The sequence below is a fragment of the Burkholderia sp. lig30 genome (assembly GCF_000687455.2).
Classification (GTDB): Bacteria; Pseudomonadota; Gammaproteobacteria; order Burkholderiales; family Burkholderiaceae; genus Burkholderia.
The window spans coordinates 1-18,516 of sequence record NZ_JGVW01000088.1 but is presented as its reverse complement, the minus strand read 5'-3'; the positions used below and the strand labels follow the sequence as shown (position 1 = coordinate 18,516).

General features: G+C 69.0%; 18 protein-coding genes. 10 read left to right on the top strand and 8 right to left on the bottom strand.

The genetic code is table 11. From position 1 onward, the window contains the following. Positions 1-102 precede the first annotated feature (102 nt). Both LIG30_RS17705 and LIG30_RS17700 read right to left on the bottom strand, forming a co-directional pair. Entirely contained in the window at positions 103-1,461 is a 1,359-nt protein-coding gene (locus LIG30_RS17705; RefSeq protein ID WP_038714019.1) for a tetratricopeptide repeat-containing sulfotransferase family protein, read from the bottom strand. Between the two features lie 258 nt (positions 1,462-1,719). After that, entirely contained in the window at positions 1,720-2,907 is a 1,188-nt protein-coding gene (locus tag LIG30_RS17700; protein ID WP_038714018.1) for a GGDEF domain-containing protein, read from the bottom strand. A gap of 495 nt (positions 2,908-3,402) precedes the next feature. On the opposite strand from LIG30_RS17700, the gene LIG30_RS17695 reads away from it, so the two are divergent. The 5 genes from LIG30_RS17695 to LIG30_RS17675 all read left to right on the top strand — a co-directional run bounded on the left by LIG30_RS17695 (position 3,403) and on the right by LIG30_RS17675 (position 7,525). Further along, complete coding sequence (locus LIG30_RS17695; protein WP_038714017.1) at positions 3,403-3,918, top strand: DUF1993 domain-containing protein; 516 nt, start codon at positions 3,403-3,405, stop codon at positions 3,916-3,918. Between the two features lie 184 nt (positions 3,919-4,102). Next, entirely contained in the window at positions 4,103-5,251 is a 1,149-nt protein-coding gene (gene ribBA / locus LIG30_RS17690) for a bifunctional 3,4-dihydroxy-2-butanone-4-phosphate synthase/GTP cyclohydrolase II (RefSeq protein WP_038714015.1), read from the top strand. 66 nt (positions 5,252-5,317) lie between these two features. Next, positions 5,318-5,827 (top strand): 6,7-dimethyl-8-ribityllumazine synthase, encoded by a 510-nt coding sequence (gene ribH / locus LIG30_RS17685; protein ID WP_038714014.1) that lies wholly within the window; start codon positions 5,318-5,320, stop codon positions 5,825-5,827. Further along, a complete protein-coding gene (gene nusB / locus LIG30_RS17680; protein ID WP_038714013.1) occupies positions 5,824-6,261 on the top strand; it encodes a transcription antitermination factor NusB in 438 nt (145 codons plus the stop codon). Before ribH ends, nusB begins: the two co-directional genes overlap by 4 nt. Positions 6,262-6,328: 67 nt before the next feature. Continuing rightward, positions 6,329-7,525 (top strand): pyridoxal phosphate-dependent aminotransferase, encoded by a 1,197-nt coding sequence (locus LIG30_RS17675; protein WP_038714011.1) that lies wholly within the window; start codon positions 6,329-6,331, stop codon positions 7,523-7,525. A 158-nt stretch (positions 7,526-7,683) separates the two neighbouring features. Here the strand turns inward: LIG30_RS17675 and LIG30_RS17670 are convergent, their stop codons facing one another. Beyond that, entirely contained in the window at positions 7,684-8,751 is a 1,068-nt protein-coding gene (locus tag LIG30_RS17670; protein ID WP_038714009.1) for a transglycosylase SLT domain-containing protein, read from the bottom strand. Between the two features lie 586 nt (positions 8,752-9,337). Here LIG30_RS17670 and LIG30_RS17665 point away from each other — a divergent pair. Then, positions 9,338-10,894 carry a UbiD family decarboxylase gene (locus tag LIG30_RS17665; RefSeq protein ID WP_038714007.1) on the top strand — a complete coding sequence of 519 codons (1,557 nt, stop codon included), beginning with the start codon at positions 9,338-9,340 and terminating at the stop codon, positions 10,892-10,894. A 40-nt stretch (positions 10,895-10,934) separates the two neighbouring features. Further along, positions 10,935-11,600 (top strand): LysE family translocator, encoded by a 666-nt coding sequence (locus tag LIG30_RS17660; protein WP_038714006.1) that lies wholly within the window; start codon positions 10,935-10,937, stop codon positions 11,598-11,600. A gap of 38 nt (positions 11,601-11,638) precedes the next feature. Here the strand turns inward: LIG30_RS17660 and LIG30_RS17655 are convergent, their stop codons facing one another. Together LIG30_RS17655 and LIG30_RS17650 are read right to left on the bottom strand one after the other, a co-directional pair. Further along, a complete protein-coding gene (locus tag LIG30_RS17655; protein WP_038714004.1) occupies positions 11,639-12,607 on the bottom strand; it encodes a threo-3-hydroxy-L-aspartate ammonia-lyase in 969 nt (322 codons plus the stop codon). 175 nt (positions 12,608-12,782) lie between these two features. Beyond that, complete coding sequence (locus LIG30_RS17650; protein WP_038714002.1) at positions 12,783-13,076, bottom strand: hypothetical protein; 294 nt, start codon at positions 13,074-13,076, stop codon at positions 12,783-12,785. A 383-nt stretch (positions 13,077-13,459) separates the two neighbouring features. On the opposite strand from LIG30_RS17650, the gene LIG30_RS17645 reads away from it, so the two are divergent. After that, entirely contained in the window at positions 13,460-14,389 is a 930-nt protein-coding gene (locus LIG30_RS17645) for a Rossmann-like and DUF2520 domain-containing protein (protein WP_038714001.1), read from the top strand. 79 nt (positions 14,390-14,468) lie between these two features. After that, the gene (locus tag LIG30_RS17640) at positions 14,469-15,032 is read left to right on the top strand and encodes a YggT family protein (RefSeq protein ID WP_038714000.1); all 564 of its coding nucleotides are present in this window, start codon (positions 14,469-14,471) and stop codon (positions 15,030-15,032) included. Positions 15,033-15,098: 66 nt separating this feature from the next. Here the strand turns inward: LIG30_RS17640 and LIG30_RS17635 are convergent, their stop codons facing one another. Further along, on the bottom strand, positions 15,099-15,431 hold the full coding sequence (locus tag LIG30_RS17635; protein WP_038713998.1) for a DUF190 domain-containing protein: 333 nt from the start codon (positions 15,429-15,431) through the stop codon (positions 15,099-15,101). 109 nt (positions 15,432-15,540) lie between these two features. Then, positions 15,541-15,927, bottom strand: a complete 387-nt coding sequence (gene crcB / locus LIG30_RS17630; RefSeq protein ID WP_038713997.1) for a fluoride efflux transporter CrcB — start codon at positions 15,925-15,927, stop codon at positions 15,541-15,543. Positions 15,928-16,448: 521 nt separating this feature from the next. On the opposite strand from crcB, the gene LIG30_RS17625 reads away from it, so the two are divergent. Further along, on the top strand, positions 16,449-17,621 hold the full coding sequence (locus LIG30_RS17625) for a S53 family peptidase (RefSeq protein WP_235510336.1): 1,173 nt from the start codon (positions 16,449-16,451) through the stop codon (positions 17,619-17,621). Positions 17,622-17,642: 21 nt separating this feature from the next. Here the strand turns inward: LIG30_RS17625 and LIG30_RS17620 are convergent, their stop codons facing one another. Then, entirely contained in the window at positions 17,643-18,512 is an 870-nt protein-coding gene (locus LIG30_RS17620; RefSeq protein WP_038714090.1) for an SIR2 family NAD-dependent protein deacylase, read from the bottom strand. Positions 18,513-18,516: the final 4 nt, after the last annotated feature.

The window sequence follows — 18,516 nt, the reverse complement described above, 5'->3', positions numbered from 1 at the left end:
ATCTCGGTTAATTTTGGCGCACTCTGGCGCGATTTTCCAGTCAGTCGACGACGCGGCGATAACGCGACCGCCACCGCAAGCGGTCGCGCAATGCGGCCCGGGCTACGCGCCGCGTGCCAGCTGCGGCCCCAGCCCGTCGAGCAGCGGCCGCAGTGCCGCCGCATCCGGACGCCAGCGCCGCAGCGCGGTGGCATAAATCGGCTGGCGCACCTGGACCGCGCTCGCGGTCCCGATCTGCCGCTCGGTCCGGTGGAATTCGAGACAGCGCGCGTCCCAGTCCAGCCCGCAATGCGCGAGCATCCGGCGAGCCTGGCCTTCCAGATCCCCGACCACATCCTCGTACTGGATCTCCAGCAGCGTGCCCGCCGGCAGAACGCGGCGCCAGTGCGCCATCAGCGCGTCATGCGCGCGGTAAAACCGGCCGAGCTCGCCGAGGTCGTAGCCGAACGGCACGTCCTGGAAGCGCCGGGAATAGATCGACAGACAGGTTTCGAGCGGCGCGCGCCGCGTGTGGATGAAGCGCGCGTTCGGCAGCGCGAGATGGATGAAGCCGAGATTGATGAAGTTGTACAGGTACTTGTCCACGATGCGCGCATGCGGCCCGCCCTCGACGGCGCACGCGATCCGGCGCAGATACTCCGAGCCGAGCCAGCGCAACGACGCGGGCGGCGCGTCGCGCAGCGTCTCCAGGCCGAACGTGCCCGGCGCGCCCGGCACGCCGTGCGACGCTGCGTGCGCGAGTATCTGCGCGAACCCGGTGCACTCGCCCGCGCCGTACACGCCCGGATGGCTCGCCAGAATCTGCTCGACCAGCGTCGAGCCGGAGCGCGGCATCCCGACCACGAAGACCGGCGAGGCTGACGGATCGCCGGCGCCGCCCTTCTCGCGCACCAGGTCGGGCGTGAACACCTCGGACATCCGCTCGAACAGCCCGAGCATCGCCGCCTCGTCGTAGCGGGTCACGGATCGGCAGGCTGCGTTGGCGCGCACCACGCAGGCGAACCCGCGCGCCGGCTCGCCGATGCCGGCGAGCGCCTGTCCATACGCGAAGAACAGGTCGGCCTGGTGGTCGGGCGACGCGCCGTCGGCCTGCGCGACCTGCCGCTCGAGCGACGCGAAGCACGGATCGTCCGCCGCGAGCGTCGTCGACTGCACGAGATTGCGGTAGTACAACGCACCGCCGGGCTCCGCGTCGATCGCGGCGCGCCACGCGGCGCACGCGTCGTCGAATCGACCTTGCGCATGCAGGCAGTTGGCAATGTTGTTGTGCGAGCCGTCGGCGCGCGGATTGATCTCGACCGCACGGCGATAGCATCGGATCGCCTCATCGAGCGCGCCGCGGTGCTCCCAGGCCAGGCCGAGCTGATGCCACGCCTCGGCGTCGCGCGGCGCGCGGGCAAGCGCCTGTTGCGCCTGCAGGATCGCGGCATCGCGCGGATCGGTGGCCGGTGCCGCGCTCATCGAACGTCACGCGCGGCGGCGGTCCCGCGCGGGTCCGGCCGCGTTTCGCGGCAACGGGGCGCCGGCCGGCCACGGCGCCCGATGACAACAGGTAGGCTGTTCACGTCTGTCTCCACATCGATGCAGGTCGCGATACCGCCCGCGACACGTGCGGGCTCGTCACATCGGGTGGGGAGTATCGTGAAATCGGCGCGGCGCCGAGTTACAAATCGGGGCGCGACTATTACTGGCGTAACAATCCGCGGAGTATGCGGGCGCTCACGCGCCCACGGCGAGCCGGCTGTCGGCCCGGTCGGCCGGCTCCGCGACGACGACGCGGTCGCGCCCGCCCGCCTTCGCCGCATAGAGTGCCGCATCGGCGCGCGCCATCAGGTTCGACAGCCGTTCGTCGGGCTCGCATTCGGCCACGCCGGCGCTGAACGTGAAGGCGACGACACAGCGGGCGACCGGCTCGTTGCCGCCCGCGAGCGATGCGCGCAGGCGGTCGATCGCGCGCGCCGCGTCGCTCGCGGTCGCGTCCGGGCAGAGCAGCGCGAACTCCTCGCCGCCGAGCCGGCCGAACAGATCGCACGACCGGATGCCGCCCTGGATGACCTCGGAGAAATGGACGAGCGCCTGGTCGCCCGCCGCATGCCCGTGACGGTCGTTGATCGTCTTGAAGTTGTCCAGATCCACGATCACGAGCGACAGCGGCGTGCGCGTGCGCGCCGCGCGCAGGCGAAGCCGCTCCGCCCGGTCGAGGAATGCGCCGCGCATCAGCGCGCCGGTCAGGCCGTCGATGGTCGCGAGCCGTTCCAGGCGTTCCGCCATCCGGTCGTGCACCAGCATCAACACCCCCATCGACAGGCACAGCAGGCTCAGCGTGCCGAGTATCAGGAAGGCGACGTTCATCGGCGTTCCGCTCAGGAACGCCGTGTCGTGCGATCGGCCGAGCAGGTAAGCGGCGCCCCGGCCGAGATGGACGACCGCGCCGCCGGTCGCGACCACGTAGACGAACACATAGGTAAACGCCGGGCGGCTCGGCGGCCGCCGCCGCCATGCGAGCCAGCCGATCGCCAGCCGGACATAGGCGGTGAATACGGAGATGAGCTCGGCCCGCAGGTCGTGGTCGGGCCTGATCCACGTGCAATAGACGAGCGCCAGAACGAGCAGCGAGACCATGCACAGCTCGGGGCCGCGCACCACCGCGACGCCAAAGAACTGCCTGAAGCCCTGCAGGACGGTGAGGGTCGCGCCGACGTAGAACACGGCGGCGGCCGCGACGAGCGCGTGCGGTGGCGACGACCCGCCCGCCAGCGTGGCGCCGAGCGTGACGGCAAGCATCGCCTGCGACGCGAGCCAGCGGCGCACGCCCGGCACGTCGGTGCGCAGCAGCGAGCCGAGCACGGCCGACGTGAGCAGGCAATTGCTCAACAGAACGACGATGAGGATGGCGGGAGTCGACATGTCCGAATGCGCCCAATCGAAATCGCAAAACGCCCAGGCCAGCCAGACCGGCCAGCGGGTCCGGCCGCCGCGCGGCCGACGCCCCGGCCGGGATCGTCCCTCCCCCGCCCCCCCGCATCGCATGCCGCGACGGCGGCCGACGCGCGAATGGCCGGTGGCGCGGATGCGGCGCGTCGCATCCGGCGTTGTGGTGCGCCCGCCGACGGCACGGACGCCATCGGCGCATTCTACCCGGTGCGATACCGCGTGCCGACGCGCGGCTCAAGAAAAAGCCGGCTCGTCCCCGGAAATCCGCACCGCGGGCGTCGGCAGCCCGGGCCTCGCGTCGGCGAAACCGGCAAAATCGTCGCAACACCGCATGCGGGCCGGACGTGTCCGGCCCGCGTCCCCCGCGCACGGCCTCCGCCCGCGCTATGATGCGCAGGCGGCGATCCGACGCCGCATCCCGTCACGCGCCCCGTAGCGCAAGCTGTCGCTCATAAAGAGGAACCGCCCATGTCCATTTCGATGTATCAGGCCTCCGTGCCCGTCCTGATCCGCGGCCTGACCAACCTGCAGCACATTCTCGGCAAGGCGCAGGCGCACGCTGCCGCCCGGCAGATCGATCCGTCCGTGCTGACCGGCGCCCGTCTCTTCCCGGACATGCTGCCGCTCACGCGCCAGGTCTATATCGCAACCGACACGGCCAAGGGTTGCGCCGCGCGGCTGGCCGGCGTCGAAGCGCCGGTGTACGACGATGTCGAACAGACGTTCGACGAACTGCACGCGCGCGTGCAGAAGACGATCGACTACCTGAAGGGATTCGACGCGACGCAGATCGACGGATCGGAAGCGCGCCAGATCACGCTGAAGATGCGCGTCGGCCCGCTCGAGTTCACCGGCCTCACGTACCTGCTGCATTTCGTGCTGCCCAACTTCTTCTTCCACGTGACGACGGCGTACGACATCCTGCGCCACAACGGCGTGGAACTCGGCAAGCTCGATTTCCTCGGCGGTCACGGCAACGCATGACACGGCGCTCGCGCGAGCGCAACGGAAAGCCGGCGCGCGGCGGCTGCGCGCCGCGCCGCCGCGCCCGCCCGCGTGGCCGGGCGTTGCGCGTTTCGGCCCGGCCGGCGAGCGATTGCCGACCGCGCCAGCCGAAACCCCGCCCGGGTGGCGTAAAATACGCACTTTCCTCTTTCAAGCCCCTCTTATGACGCTCGCCTCCACGCCCGACATCATCGCCGAGCTGAAAGCCGGCCGGATGGTGATTCTCGTCGACGAAGAAGACCGTGAGAACGAAGGCGATCTGGTGATCGCCGCCGAATTCGTCACGCCGGAAGCGATCAACTTCATGGCGCGCTACGGCCGCGGCCTGATTTGTCTGACGTTGACGCAGGAGCGCTGCAAACAGCTGCACCTGCCGCTGATGACGTATCGCAACGGCACGCAGTACGGCACCGCGTTTACCGTCAGCATCGAGGCGGCCGAAGGCGTCACGACCGGCATCTCGGCGGCGGACCGCGCGCACACGATCGCCACGGCGGTCGCGCACGACGTGCGGCCCGAGCACATCGTTCAGCCGGGCCACGTGTTCCCGATCATGGCGCAGCCGGGCGGCGTGCTCGTGCGCGCCGGCCACACCGAGGCCGGCTGCGACTTCACGGCGCTCGCGGGCCTCACGCCCGCCGCGGTGATCTGCGAGATCATCAAGGACGACGGCACGATGGCGCGCCTGCCCGACCTGATCGAATTCGCGAAGGAACACGGCCTGAAGATCGGCACGATCGCCGACCTGATCCACTACCGCAGCCGCACCGAGTCGATCATCGAGCGCGTCGCGGAGCGCACGATGCAGACCGCGCACGGCACGTTCCGCGCGGTGCTGTACCGCGACCAGCCGAGCGGCTCGCCGCACATCGCGCTGGTGCGCGGCACGCCGTCGCCGGACCGTGACACGCCGGTGCGCGTGCACGAGCCGCTGTCGGTGCTCGACCTGCTCGAGACCGGCGTGTCGACGCATTCGTGGACGCTCGACGCCGCGATGCGCGAGATCGCGAGCCGCGACCTCGGCGTGATCGTGCTGCTCAACTGCGGCGACACGAAGGAACATCTGGTCGACGTCTTCAAGGCGTTCGACGAGGAAGAGAAGGCCGCGGTGCTCAAGCGCCGGCCGGTCGATTTCAAGACGTTCGGCGTCGGCGCGCAGATCCTGCGCGATGTCGGCGTCGGCAAGATGCAGGTGCTGTCGAACCCGCGCAAGCTGGGCAGCATGTCCGGCTACGGCCTCGAAGTCACCGGCTTCGTGCCGATGCCGGGCAGCGACGCCGCAGCCTGCGGCTCGACGACGCCGCAAGCATGACCCGCATCGCCTGCTGTTGAAGTCGCTTCCGCCCTACAACCGCTCATCCAAACATACGGACAGATCATGGAAATCGGACAATACCAACCGAATCTCGAAGGCGACGGCCTGCGCATCGGCATCGTGCAATCGCGCTTCAACGAGCCCGTGTGCAACGGCCTCGCCGACGCTTGCGTCGAAGAACTCGAACGCCTCGGCGTCACCGGCGAAGACGTGCTGCTGGTCTCGGTGCCCGGCGCGCTGGAAATCCCGCTCGCGCTGCAAAAGCTCGCCGAAAGCGGCCAGTTCGACGCGCTGATCGCGCTCGGCGCGGTGATCCGCGGCGAAACCTATCACTTCGAGCTGGTCTCGAACGAAAGCGGCGCGGGCATCACCCGCATCGGCCTCGATTTCAACCTGCCGATCGCGAACGCGGTCCTCACCACCGAGACCGACGAGCAGGCCGTCGCGCGCATGACCGAAAAGGGTCGTGACGCGGCGCGCGTGGCGGTCGAGATGGCCAACCTGACGATGGCACTCGACCAGCTCGCCGACGAGGAAGACGAGGACGAAGACGACGAAGAGGAGCGCGCATGAAGAAGAGCGCCCGCCGACAATCGCGCGAGCTGGCGACGCAAGGCCTGTATCAATGGCTGCTGTCGAACGCGTCTTCAGGCGAGATCGACGCGCAACTGCGCGGCGCGCTGGGTTACGACAAGGCCGACAAGGCATTGCTGGACGCGATCCTGCACGGCGTGATCCGCGAGCATGCGACGCTCGTGGAGACGCTCACGCCGTGCCTGGATCGTCCGATCGAGCAGCTGTCCCCCGTCGAACGGGCGGTGCTGCTGATCGCGACGTTCGAACTCAAGCAGCACATCGACACGCCGTACCGCGTGATCATCAATGAAGCGGTCGAGCTGACCAAGACGTTCGGCGGCTCCGACGGCTACAAGTACGTCAACGGCGTACTCGACAAACTCGCGGCCCAGCTGCGCCCCGCCGAAGCGCAGGCGCGCCGCAACGGCTGATGCTTGACGGGCGCTTTCGGGCGCCCGTTTTTCTTTTCCGATTGACGCCCCCTCTTCCGACCCGCCGATGAATACCACCGCCGATCCGCTCATGACGCTCGCTGCGCGCGTCGACGCGATCCAGCCGTTCTACGTGATGGAGCTGATGAAAGAGGCCCAGCGGCTCGAAGCCGCCGGCCGCGACATCATCCACATGGGCATCGGCGAGCCGGATTTCACCGCGCCGGAGCCGGTCATCGAGGCCGCCGCCGCCGCGCTGCACCGCGGCGTCACGCAATACACGAGCGCGCTCGGCATCGCGCCGCTGCGCGAGGCGATCGCCGCGCACTACGCGCGCGCGTACGGGCTCACCGTCAGCCCGGAGCGGATCGTCGTGACCGCGGGCGCGTCCGCGGCGCTCCTGCTCGCGTGTCTCGCGCTCGTCGGCCGCGACGACGAGGTGCTGATGCCGGACCCGTCCTATCCGTGCAACCGTCACTTCGTCGCGTCGGCCGAAGGCCGCGCGGTGCTGGTGCCGAGCGGCCCGGAAGCGCGCTTCCAGCTGACCGCCGCCGACGTCGGGCGGCTGTGGGGCGACCGCACGCGCGGCGTGCTGCTCGCGTCGCCGTCGAACCCGACCGGCACGTCGCTCGCGCCGGACGAGATGAAACGCATCGTCGAGGCCGTGCGCGCGCGCAGCGGCTTCACGATCGTCGACGAGATCTACCAGGGGCTCAGCTACGACGCGCCGCCGGTGTCGGCGCTGTCGTTCGGCGACGATGTCGTCACCGTCAACAGCTTCTCGAAATACTTCAACATGACCGGCTGGCGGCTCGGCTGGCTGGTCGTGCCGCCCGCGCTCGTCGGCACCTTCGAAAAGCTCGCGCAGAACCTGTTCATCTGCCCGTCCGCGCTCGCGCAGCATGCGGCGCTCGCGTGCTTCGAACCCGCCGCGCTCGACATCTACGAGACGCGCCGACTCGAATTCAAGCGCCGCCGCGACTTCATCGTGCCGGCGCTCGAGCGTCTCGGCTTCACGGTGCCGGTGATGCCGGACGGCGCGTTCTATGTCTACGCGCATTGCGGCGGCGTCGCGCACGCGGCGGCCGGCGACAGCGCCGCGCTCACGCAGGCGATGCTGCACGATGCCGGCGTCGTGCTGGTGCCCGGCATGGATTTCGGCGTGCATGCGCCGCGCGACTACATCCGCCTGTCATACGCGACCGCGTATCCGCGCCTCGAAGAGGCGGTCGAGCGGCTCGGCAAGCTGTTCAACCTCCGCTGACGGGCCACGCGGGGCACGCGCGATGCACCCCGGGGTGGAGCGGCGCGCAGGCTTTCCGCTCCCGGCGAGTTTCACGACATACGCCGCCGCGCAGACAAAAAGAAAGGGCACCCTCGAGTGCCCTTTCCGCTTTCTGCCCGTCCGGGGCCATGCGCGCGTTACGCGCCCAGCTCCGAATGGCCGCCGTGCTTCGCGGCGTCGATGCTTGCATCGTCCTGCTGCGCCGACTTCTTGGCCGCGCCGTCGAGCGTCGTGTGAACGCGCTTCGCGCCGCCGGCCGCCGCCGCGGTGACGATCGGCTGCGAGGCCTTGGCCTGCTGCGTGTAGATCGACACGTTGTGGCCCCGCGACACATCGCGCAGGCGGGTGCGCTCGGCGAGCACCTTCGCGCCGTAGACGCTGTCGTCCGGGTTCGTCGAGCCGTTGTACATGCGCAGGCCGCTCGCGAGCGAGCCGCCGCGCGCGATGCAGTCCTTCAGCACGAGCGCGCCGACCTGGATGTTCGCGACCGGCTGCAGCGCGGTGTCGGTGCCGCCGAAATACTGGAACTTGTCGGAATGCACCTTCGACATCACCTGCATCAGGCCTTGCGCGCCGACGCCGCTTTCGGCGTACGGGTTGAAGCCCGACTCGATCGCCATCACCGCGAGCAGCAGCAACGGATCGAGGCCGACGTCGCGGCCGGTCTGGAATGCCGCCTTGACGAGCTTGCCGACCGGCTCCTGCGCGACCCGGTAGCGACGCGAGATATAGGTGGCGACGAGCGCCTGCTCGCGGTTCGACGCGAGCGCACGATCGTCGCGCGCATCGGCGGGCACGCGCTGGATCGGGATCATCTTCGCGAGCGACACGGGCGACTCGCCGTTGCGGGCCGCGTCGCCGTCGCCCTGGGCGGCATCCGACGCGTCGTCATAGCTGACGTCCAGCGCATCGGCGCCCTGGCCGTCGTCCTGCTGCTGCGCGCCGGCCGGCGCGAAATTCGGCAGCGGATGTCCGGTCAGCAAGCGTGCCGGACCGGCCTGCACGGCCGCGGAAACGATCGGCATCAATTTCGCGGCAATCGTGCCGCGCACCGCCGGCAGAAGCCAGAGCGCGAGCGCGACGACGATGGCAAGACCGCCGACGACGCTGAACAAGTGGTGACTGACACGCGTCCCGCGACGGAGCACGGCGCGCAACCACTGCGCATGCTGCTCACTGGGACGCCACGATAACCAAGCATTCATTCAGAAGATCTCCCATGAACATGATTCGTGCGGCCCGCGCATCTCGATGGCGAGAAAGGCAACGCTCCGCGGAATCACGACACCGCACGCCTTGGTCTGGACGGCAGGTATCGGAGAAACGGCATAAGTACCGTTCGGGGGCCACGGCAGGAAAACGGCCGGCGCCATGCTGGCGGGCGTACGCGGTGGCTCCCACGCATAAAAAACCAGCGTCTGGTGGCGCTGGCTGAGACTACAACTAAGACCGTCAAGCATGCCGTGCAGGTATCGGCGGACGGTGACGCGCTGCGTCAAAGGATCGGTGATTGGCGGCTCTAAGCCTTTACCCTGCAACCAATGTGAGCGGATTCTAGCAGGGTTTTATAGATCGTCAACACTATAAAATGCAAAAATCATAACAAAAAGTAATACACGCCGACCCTTCAGAACACCGAGCCCCGTGCCGTATGGGTTTGCGCGCTGTCAACTTTTTTCGTGTTCGGGCATCCACGCGGCCACGCGGGTAAAATCTGCGCTCGATTCGGGGTCGCAGCAGGCCGCTCGCCCCACCTTCGCCGTCCCGCACACGGGCGGCCCGGACCTGTTCATGAAATACAAAGACTTACGCGACTTCATCCAGCGCCTCGAGGCGCTCGGCGAGCTGCGCCGCGTCACGCAATCCGTGTCGCCCGTGCTCGAAATGACCGAGTTGTGCGACCGCGTGCTGCGCGCCGGCGGTCCGGCGCTGCTGTTCGATGCGCCGTCCGGCCACCGCTTTCCGGTGCTCGGCAACCTGTTCGGCACGCCGCGGCGCGTCGCGCTCGGCATGGGCGTCGACGCGGGCGACGACGCCGCGCTCGGCTCCCTGCGCGATCTCGGCCGGCTGCTGTCCGCGCTGAAGGAACCCGATCCGCCAAAGAGCCTGAAAGACGCCGGCAAGCTGCTGTCGCTCGCGAAGGCGGTATGGGACATGGCGCCCAAGTCGGTGTCGTCGCCGCCGTGCCAGGAGATCGTCTGGGAAGGCAACGACGTCGACCTGAACAAGCTGCCGATCCAGACCTGCTGGCCGGGCGACGCCGGCCCGCTCGTCACGTGGGGCCTGACGGTCACGCGGGGGCCGCACAAGCCGCGCCAGAATCTCGGGATCTACCGCCAGCAGCTGATCGGCCGCAACAAGCTGATCATGCGCTGGCTCGCGCATCGCGGCGGCGCGCTCGACTTCCGCGAATTCGCGCTCGCGAATCCGGGCAAGCCGTATCCGGTCGCGGTCGTGCTCGGCGCCGATCCGGCCACCATGCTCGGCGCCGTCACGCCGGTGCCCGATTCGCTGTCCGAATACCAGTTCGCCGGCCTCCTGCGCGGCAGCCGCACCGAGCTGGCGAAGTGCCTGACGCCGGGCGTCGACACGCTGCAGGTGCCCGCGCGCGCGGAGATCGTGCTCGAAGGCTTCATCTACCCGCAGGACGGCGCCCCCGCGCCCGCCCCGGCCGGCGCCCCGCCGCGCCCGGCGAACAGCGCGTCCGCCGCATACGAGCACGCGCTCGAAGGGCCGTACGGGGACCACACCGGCTATTACAACGAGCAGGAGTGGTTCCCGGTCTTCACGGTCGAGCGCATCACGATGCGCCGCGACGCGATCTACCACTCGACCTACACCGGCAAACCGCCCGACGAGCCCGCGATTCTCGGCGTCGCGCTCAACGAGGTGTTCGTGCCGCTGCTGCAGAAGCAGTTCGCCGAGATCACCGATTTCTACCTGCCGCCCGAGGGCTGCAGCTACCGGATGGCGATCGTCCAGATGAAGAAGAGCTACGCGGGCCATGCGAAGCGCGTGATGTTCGGCGTGTGGAGCTTCCTGCGGCAGTTCATGTATACAAAGTTCATCGTCGTCGTCGACGAGGACGTGAATATCCGCGACTGGAAGGAAGTGATCTGGGCGATCACGACGCGCGTCGACCCGGTGCGCGACACGGTGATGGTCGACAGCACGCCGATCGACTACCTCGATTTCGCGTCGCCCGTCGCCGGCCTCGGCTCGAAGATGGGGCTCGACGCGACCAACAAGTGGCCCGGCGAAACCGCGCGCGAATGGGGCCGCCCGATCGAGATGGATGCGGCCGTCAAGGCGCGCGTCGATCAACTGTGGCGCGACATCGGCCTGTGACCATGCGCGCCGCCCGCTTCATGCAATTCCACGAGGAACGATGAACTTCCCGCCCGCTTCGATGCTGTCCGACGGATTCTTCCTGTCGCTCTCGCTGTGCCTCGACATCGGCCTCGTCAATGTCGCGATGCTGTCGCTCACGCTGTCGCACGGCTTCCGTCCGGGCTTCTGGCTCGGCCTCGGCTCATGCGTCGGCGATCTGGCCTATGCGGCGCTCGCGCTCGCCGGGATGGCGGTGCTGCTGCAGTTCGAAGCGGTGCGCTGGGTGGTCTGGATCGGCGGCGGCGCGGTGCTGCTGTACCTGACGTGGAAAATGGCGCGCGAGGCGCTGGCGCCGGCATCCGCACCGGCGGACGCCGGCGACGGGGAAGCGCCGCGCGCAAGCGCCCGGCGCAGCTTCGTGCGCGGGATCGTGCTCGCGATGTCGTCGCCGAGCGCGATCCTGTGGTTCGCGGCGGTCGGCGGCGCGCTGATTGCCAAGGCCGGCGCCACCACGCCGGCGACGGCGTCGGTGTTCCTGTCGGGATTCTTCCTCGGCGGCCTCGCGTGGACGCTGTTTCTCTGCACGCTGGCAAGCCACGGCCGCAAGCGCGCGGGCGCCGGGCTGATGCGCGCGTGCCACGTGGTGTCGGCGCTGCTGTTCGCGTATTTCTCGTACAGCGTGATCGTCAGCGGCTATCGCGACCTGATCGTTCACGCGGCCTGACCGCACCGCAGCGGGGCCGGCCACCGGCCGGGCGGCGTTCAGCCGTGCAGGAACCCGGCGTAGCGCGCGAGATCGACGTTCCCGCCGCTCACCAGCACCCCCACCCGCTTGCCCGCGACCGGCAGCACGCCGTCGAGCGCCGCGGCGGCCGCGAGACAGCCGGTCGGCTCCACCACCATCTTCATCCGCTCCGCGAAGAAACGCATCGTGCCGACGAGCTGCGCGTCGCTGACCGTGACGATCCGCTCGACGAGCCGCTGGATGATCGGGAAGTTGTACGCGCCCAGATGCGTCGACGCCGCGCCGTCCGCGATCGTGCGCGGCGCGGGAATGTGCACGATCTCGCCGCGCGCGAGCGACTGCTGGCCGTCGTTGCCGGCCTCCGGCTCGACGCCGACGACGCTGCACGCCGGCGCGAGCGCCGCGGCCGACAGCGCGCTGCCCGCCAGCAATCCGCCGCCGCCGAGGCACACGACGAGCATGTCGAGCGGCCCGACCTCGTCGATCAGTTCCTTCGCCGCCGTGCCCTGCCCCGCGATCACGTGCGGGTGGTCGTAAGGCGGGATCAGCGTCATGCCGCGCTCCTGCGCGAGCCGCGCGCCGATTTCCTCGCGGTTTTCCGTATAGCGGTCGTAGGTGATCACCTCGCCGCCATAGCCCCGGGTCGCGTCGAGCTTGGCGGCGGGCGCATCGTGCGGCATCACGATCGTCGCGCGGATGCCCGCGAGCTTCGCGGCGAGCGCGATCGCCTGCGCGTGGTTGCCCGACGAATACGTGAGCACGCCCGCGCGGCGCTGCTCGGCGTCGAAGCGGGAAATCGCGTAGTACGCGCCGCGGAACTTGAACGCGCCCATCCGCTGGAAGTTCTCGCACTTGAAGAACAGCGTCGCGCCGGTGCGCGCATCGGCAGTGCGGGACGTCAGGACGGGGGTGCGGTGTGCGGCGCCATCGAGCCGGGCGGCGGCGTCGACGACATCATCGAAGGTCGGAGCAGGCAGGACGGGCATCGCGTTCGGGGCTGTGGCCGTGGCTGGAAGGAATTGCATTGTCCCAGCTTTGCCGATGCTTGACGAGCGAGGCCCCGGCCGCCCAAACGAAAAAACGGCGCAGCCTCCCGCCAGGGACGTTGCGCCGTAGGCCACGCGCGGTCATGCCGCGCGAGGGTGGCAAATCAGCGGGCGATCAGCGGCGCCAGTGGCCGCCTCCTCGATAGTAGCCATGGTGACGCCAGTACGGACCGCCCCCCCAATATCCGCCGACGACGACACCAGGCGGCGGATAGTAGACCGCTGGCGGCGGAGCGTAATACACGGGCGGCGGCGGCGCGTAATAGACGGGCGGCGGCGCCGCATAGACCGGGTAGGCCGGGTAGGCCGGAACCCCGATGCCGACCCCGATCGACACGTGTGCCTGCGCGGCGCTGGCGGCCCCCAGGCCGAGCGCTGCGGCGGCGATGAACGGAATGAGCTTCTTCACTTCGATTCTCCTGCTGGGGCGGCACCAGGTCCGCACCTGTCGGCAATCGCGCGCATGCGCGTCGCATGCAGCCAATGTAGCGAAAACCCGCCCCTCTCGGCACCCGCATTTGTTGCAAATTGCAATTGGGCGGCCGTGCGGGTCGCCCGCCGCGCATCGCGCGCACCCGACGGACACCCGCAAAGGTCGCATGATTCCGTCAGACGGGACGAAGCGGACCGCGCCGATCGGTCATTCTTGCCGATTCGCGCACGTGGCGGCGCGCCGGACACGTAATGAATGATTACAATTTCGAGACAAATAGCCAACGCTGCGGGGCCGACGCGCCGGCGATCAATCCTGCGATACTGGCGCCCTTTCCCTTCTCTGCTCCCCGTTTCGCCATGTCCCTATCCGCCACGCCCCGTCTCGGCTTCATCGGCGCCGGCCGTCTCGCGCGCTGCGTCGCGCAGCGTTTCGCGCAGGCCGGCTTTCCCGTCGTCGCAGTGGCGAGCCGCACGCCGGCATCGGCGGCCACCCTCGCCGCGCGCATCGACGGCTGCCGGGCGGTCGAGACGCCGCAGCACGTGGCCGACGCGGCCGAGCTGATTTTCCTCACCGTGCCCGACGACCATCTCGCCGCGACGGCGCAGGGTCTGCGCTTCGACACATCGCGTGCCGGGCGGCAGGCGCTCGTGCACTGCAGCGGCGCGTCGAGCGTCGAGCTCCTGCAACCGGCGCGGCAACAGGGCGCGGCGACGGGCGGGTTCCATCCGCTGTACCTGTTCGGCGGCGGCGACGCCGACCTGACGCGCATCGACGGCTGCTCGGTCACGATCGAAGCGGACGGCGCGCTGCACGCGGTCCTCACACGCCTCGCCGCGGCGCTCGGCTGCCATCCGCTGTCGATTCCGGCGGGCGGCCGGATGCTCTATCACGCCGCCGCGCATTACGCGGCCAGCTTCGCGCTGTGCGGGCTCGCCGAGGCGGTGGAACTGTGGCGCGGCCTCGGCTTCGACGAGGACGACGCGCTGCGCGCGCTGCTGCCGATGCTCGCCGGCACGATCGAGACGGCGCGCGAGAAGGGGCTGGCGAACGCGCTCTCCGGGCCGGTGTCGCGCGGCGACACGAACATTGTCGAGCGCCAGCTCGCGTTGCTCGAGGCGCGCGGCGGCGACCACGCGACGCTCTATGCGCTGCTCACCCGCCGGGCGGTCGCGCTTGCCGCGACGCGCGCGGCGCCGCCCGCGTCGCTTGCGGCGCTGGCCGGCGTCGTCGAGGCATCGCTCGCGCGTGCGACAGCCGGCGCCTCCCCCTCGCGCGACGAGCCGTGATAAGGTGTCGGCGGCCAATGCGCCGCCGTCCGGCGGTGGCGGCCGCACGCTACTCGACTGTATAAGAAGGATTCCAACGATGCTCGGCGAGATCGCCCGTTTTCTGCTCAATACACTTTTCACGCTGTTCGGCGCCGCGCTGATCCTGCGGATCTGGATGCAGGCCGTGCGCGTGCCGCCCTACAACCCCGTCACGCAGGCCGTGCTGCAGGCGACCAACTGGCTGGTGCTGCCGCTGCGCCATGTGATTCCCGGCGTGCGCGGCATCGACTGGGCAAGCGTCGTCGCCTCGATTCTCACCGCGCTCGTGTACGTGGTGCTGATGATCGCGATGGCGGGCGTCGATCCGCTCGCGCTCGCGCCGACGATCGCCATCGTCGCGCTGCTGACCGTCCTGAAGTGGGCACTGAACCTCGTCATCTGGATGACGATCCTGATGGCGCTGCTGTCGTGGCTCAATCCGCGCTCGCCGGCCATGCCGATCCTCTATCAGCTGACCGCGCCGTTTCTCAATCCGCTGCGCCGCGTGATCCCGCACCTGGGCGGCATCGACCTGTCGCCGATCCTGCTGTTCGTGATCGTGCAGGTGCTGCTGATGGTCGTCACCCGCGCCGCGGTTTCGCTGACGCTGTTCGGCATCTGACCGAAGGCGGTGCCCGCCCGGCGCCACCGGGCCTCGTTCGCGCCGATTCGACGGCAGAAACATGCCCTAGCCCGGCGCGCCGAGCGTGTCGATCACGCCGAAGCGTGCCGGAATCATCGCGTAGCACACGCGCAGCTTTTCCTGCGCGAGCCGCGCGAGCAGGCGCTGCGCCTCGTCTTCGCTGACGACGAATTCGACTTCGATCGTCAGCGAGCCCTGCAATTCGAAGAAGCGGTCCTCGTGCAGCACCCGGTGCTGGCCGAAGCCCGCCATCGCACGGAACGCCGAGCCGCCCGCGATGCCCATCCGGTTCGCCTCCTCGAGCAGCCATTCCCACAGCGGCTTCCAGTGCAGGCGATGCTGCTCGTGCACGTAGAAGCGCAACAAGATCCTGTCCATCCCGAGCCTCCGATCGCCTGCTGCCTGGCACCTGATCGTGCCGCCTAGCGCCCGCGCCTGCTGCCTGTGCCTGCCGCCCGTTCATGCCAATAACCGGCTGGCGCGGGGCCTAGGCCGCCACCAGCCACGCGCGGGCGGTCCACATGCCGAGCGCGGTCAGCGTGAACGATCCCGTCAAGTGTAGGGCAGCCACCGCGACCGCCCACCCGAATTCGCCCTGCAGCGCGTGCGTCATCACTTCGACCGAATAGGTCGAAAACGTCGTCAGCCCGCCGAGGAAGCCGGTGATCACGAACAGCCGCCACTCGGGCGGCAGCCCCGCTTTTGCCGTGAACGCCACGGCGGCGACACCGATCACATAGCCGCCGATCAGGTTCGCGGCGAGCGTGCCGAGCGGCACCTCGGGAAGGAGCGCGTTGAGGCCGAGACTCAGGAACCAGCGGAGCAGCGCGCCCAGCCCGGCGCCGATGAAGATTGCGACGATCGAATATAGCAAGGCCGCTCCTCGTCGATGGGGCGGCCCGACCACGGCCGCGGCACGCCGGCGGCGCCCGGCGAACGGCGCAGCCCGGGCGCGGCTGCACGGCGCCTTCGTCTGCGTACGAAGCACTTTATGCGGATTTGCGCCGCTTCGGCAATGCGCGCGAACGTGCGGCCGGATTCGCAGCCCCGTCGTTCATAGCGAATGCTCACTCGCATCTTTTCCGGTTCATTACGCAGCTCATTACGTCGTCATTTCAATTATTCAAATACGGCGAATTAATCGATAAATAAAACAAGATTTATATCCCGGCTTATCGCAATCCATGTCCAGGTGCGCTCCGCATTCGCCAGAACACCCGTTCACCCGCGATTCCACAGCATCTGCATCCCTAAGGAATTCCCGAGCTACGCCGATATCGCTTCTAGTTGCCCGGGATCTTTCCTAGAATTCCGCGGAGTCGCGCCGTCTCGCCGACATGGAGATTCAAAATGAAGCGAAAAACCCTGCCGTCCATATTGACGACGGTGCTCTGCATGCCGCTTCTGGCATCGGCCATCGCGTTCGCCCAGGGCGACACGCCGTCGTACATCGAAGGCACCCGCGTGCAGAAGGGCTTCGCCCGGCCGCCGTTCCACACGAAGGTGAAGGCGAACGCCAGCACGGCCATCGTCACCGGCCTGACGCCGTCCGTCGTGCGGCACGCATACGGCTTCGACGCCGTGGCGAACGGCGGCGACGGCATGGTGATCGCCATCATCGACGCCTATGACGATCCGAAAATCGAGTCCGATCTCGGCGTGTTCAGCAACACGTTCTCGCTGCCGGCCTGCACCAGCCAGAACGGCTGCTTCACGAAGGTCTACGCGAGCGGTATCAGGCCGCCCTCGAACGCGGGCTGGTCGCTCGAAATGGCGCTCGACGTCGAGTGGGCGCACGCGATCGCGCCGAAAGCGAAGATCGTCCTCGTCGAAGCCGCGTCGAACAGCTTCAACGACCTGATGACGGCAGTCGACGTCGCGGTGAAGCGCGGTGCGTCCGTCGTGTCGATGAGCTTCGGGGGCAACGAGTTCAGCGGCGAGACCAGCTACGACAGCCACTTCCGCACGCCGGCGGGCGTCACGTTCGTCGCATCGTCGGGCGATAGCGGCAACGGCACCGAATATCCGGCGGTGTCGCCGTACGTCGTCGGCGTCGGCGGCACGACGCTGTCCGCCGACGGCTACGGCAATTACCTCGGCGAGACCGCCTGGAACGGCAGCGGCGGCGGCGTCAGCAGCTACGAGCCGGAGCCGGCCGGGCAATCCACGTGGCCGATCCCGGTCGCCGGCAAGCGGGGCGTGCCGGACGTGAGCTACGACGCGAACCCGTCCACGGGATTCGCGGTGTACGACTCGGTCACGTATCAGCGGCAGGCGGGCTGGTTCGAGGTCGGCGGCACGAGCGCGGGTGCACCGCAGTGGGCGGCGCTTTTCGCGATCGCCAATTCGCTGCGCACCGCGGCCGGCAAGCACGTGCTGAGCGGCACGTACAACACGCTGTATGCGGCCGGGGCAAGCGCGTACGGCAGCGACTATCACGACGTGACGACCGGCACCAACGGCAACTGCGGCACGATCTGCACCGCTGCAGGCGGCTACGACTACGTGACCGGGCTCGGCGCGCCGCACGTGCCTTATCTCATGCAGGCGCTCGTCGCGCAGCCGTAATCGCACGCGGCCCGCGGCGGGTCAGCCGCGGGCCTGCCACGCGCGGTCGAGCGCGTCCAGCGTCGCCAGCGCGCCGCCCTGCAGGCCGATCACGCGCGCGCGCCGCGCGTGCGCCTCGCGCGCGTTGATGCGGATCATCTCGGTGGCGACCCGTTCGCCGATGAGACGCACGGTCGGAATCGCCGTCCCCGCCCCCACCTCGACCACGGCCACCCGCCCGGCGCCGGCGAGCCAGTCGCGCAGCGCCTGATCCTGCGCGTCGTAGCGCGTGCCGATCCATTCGACGTCGTTGAACATCAGGATGTTCGGCCGCGCGAGGCCGCCGCAGCGCGGACACGCGGGCAGCTCGCCGACGAGGCCGCAGGTGCGGGCGTCGACGTCCGGCGCGAACGGGACGGCATCCCACGTGTGGCCCGAGCAGGTCTCCAGGCACTGCATCGCATGGATCGATCCGTGGATCTCGACGATGCGCGCGGGATCGAAGCCGGCTTTCTGGAATTGCCCGTCGACGTTGCTCGTCAGCACGAAGCCGCCGTTCGGCATCGCGTCGATCCAGCGGCGCAGAATCTCGAAGCCCGCGTGCGGAACGATCGCGCGGTAGAGCGCGAGGCGATGGCCATAGAAGCCCCATGCGAGGCGCGGCCGGTCGCGGAACGCGCGCGGCGACGCGATCTCGTGGAATTCGTAGCCCTCGTGGCGTAGCGCGGGATACGCGCGCCAGAAGCCTTCGGTGCCGCGAAAGTCCGGCAGGCCGGAGTCGACGCCCATGCCGGCGCCGGCCGTGACGAGCAATGAGTCGGCGCGCGACAGGACGTCGACGGCGGCGGCGATCAGCGGAACCGGAAGCGGGGTTTCGTTGGCGGAGGCGAGGTCGGGGGCGTGGGTTGGCATGAGG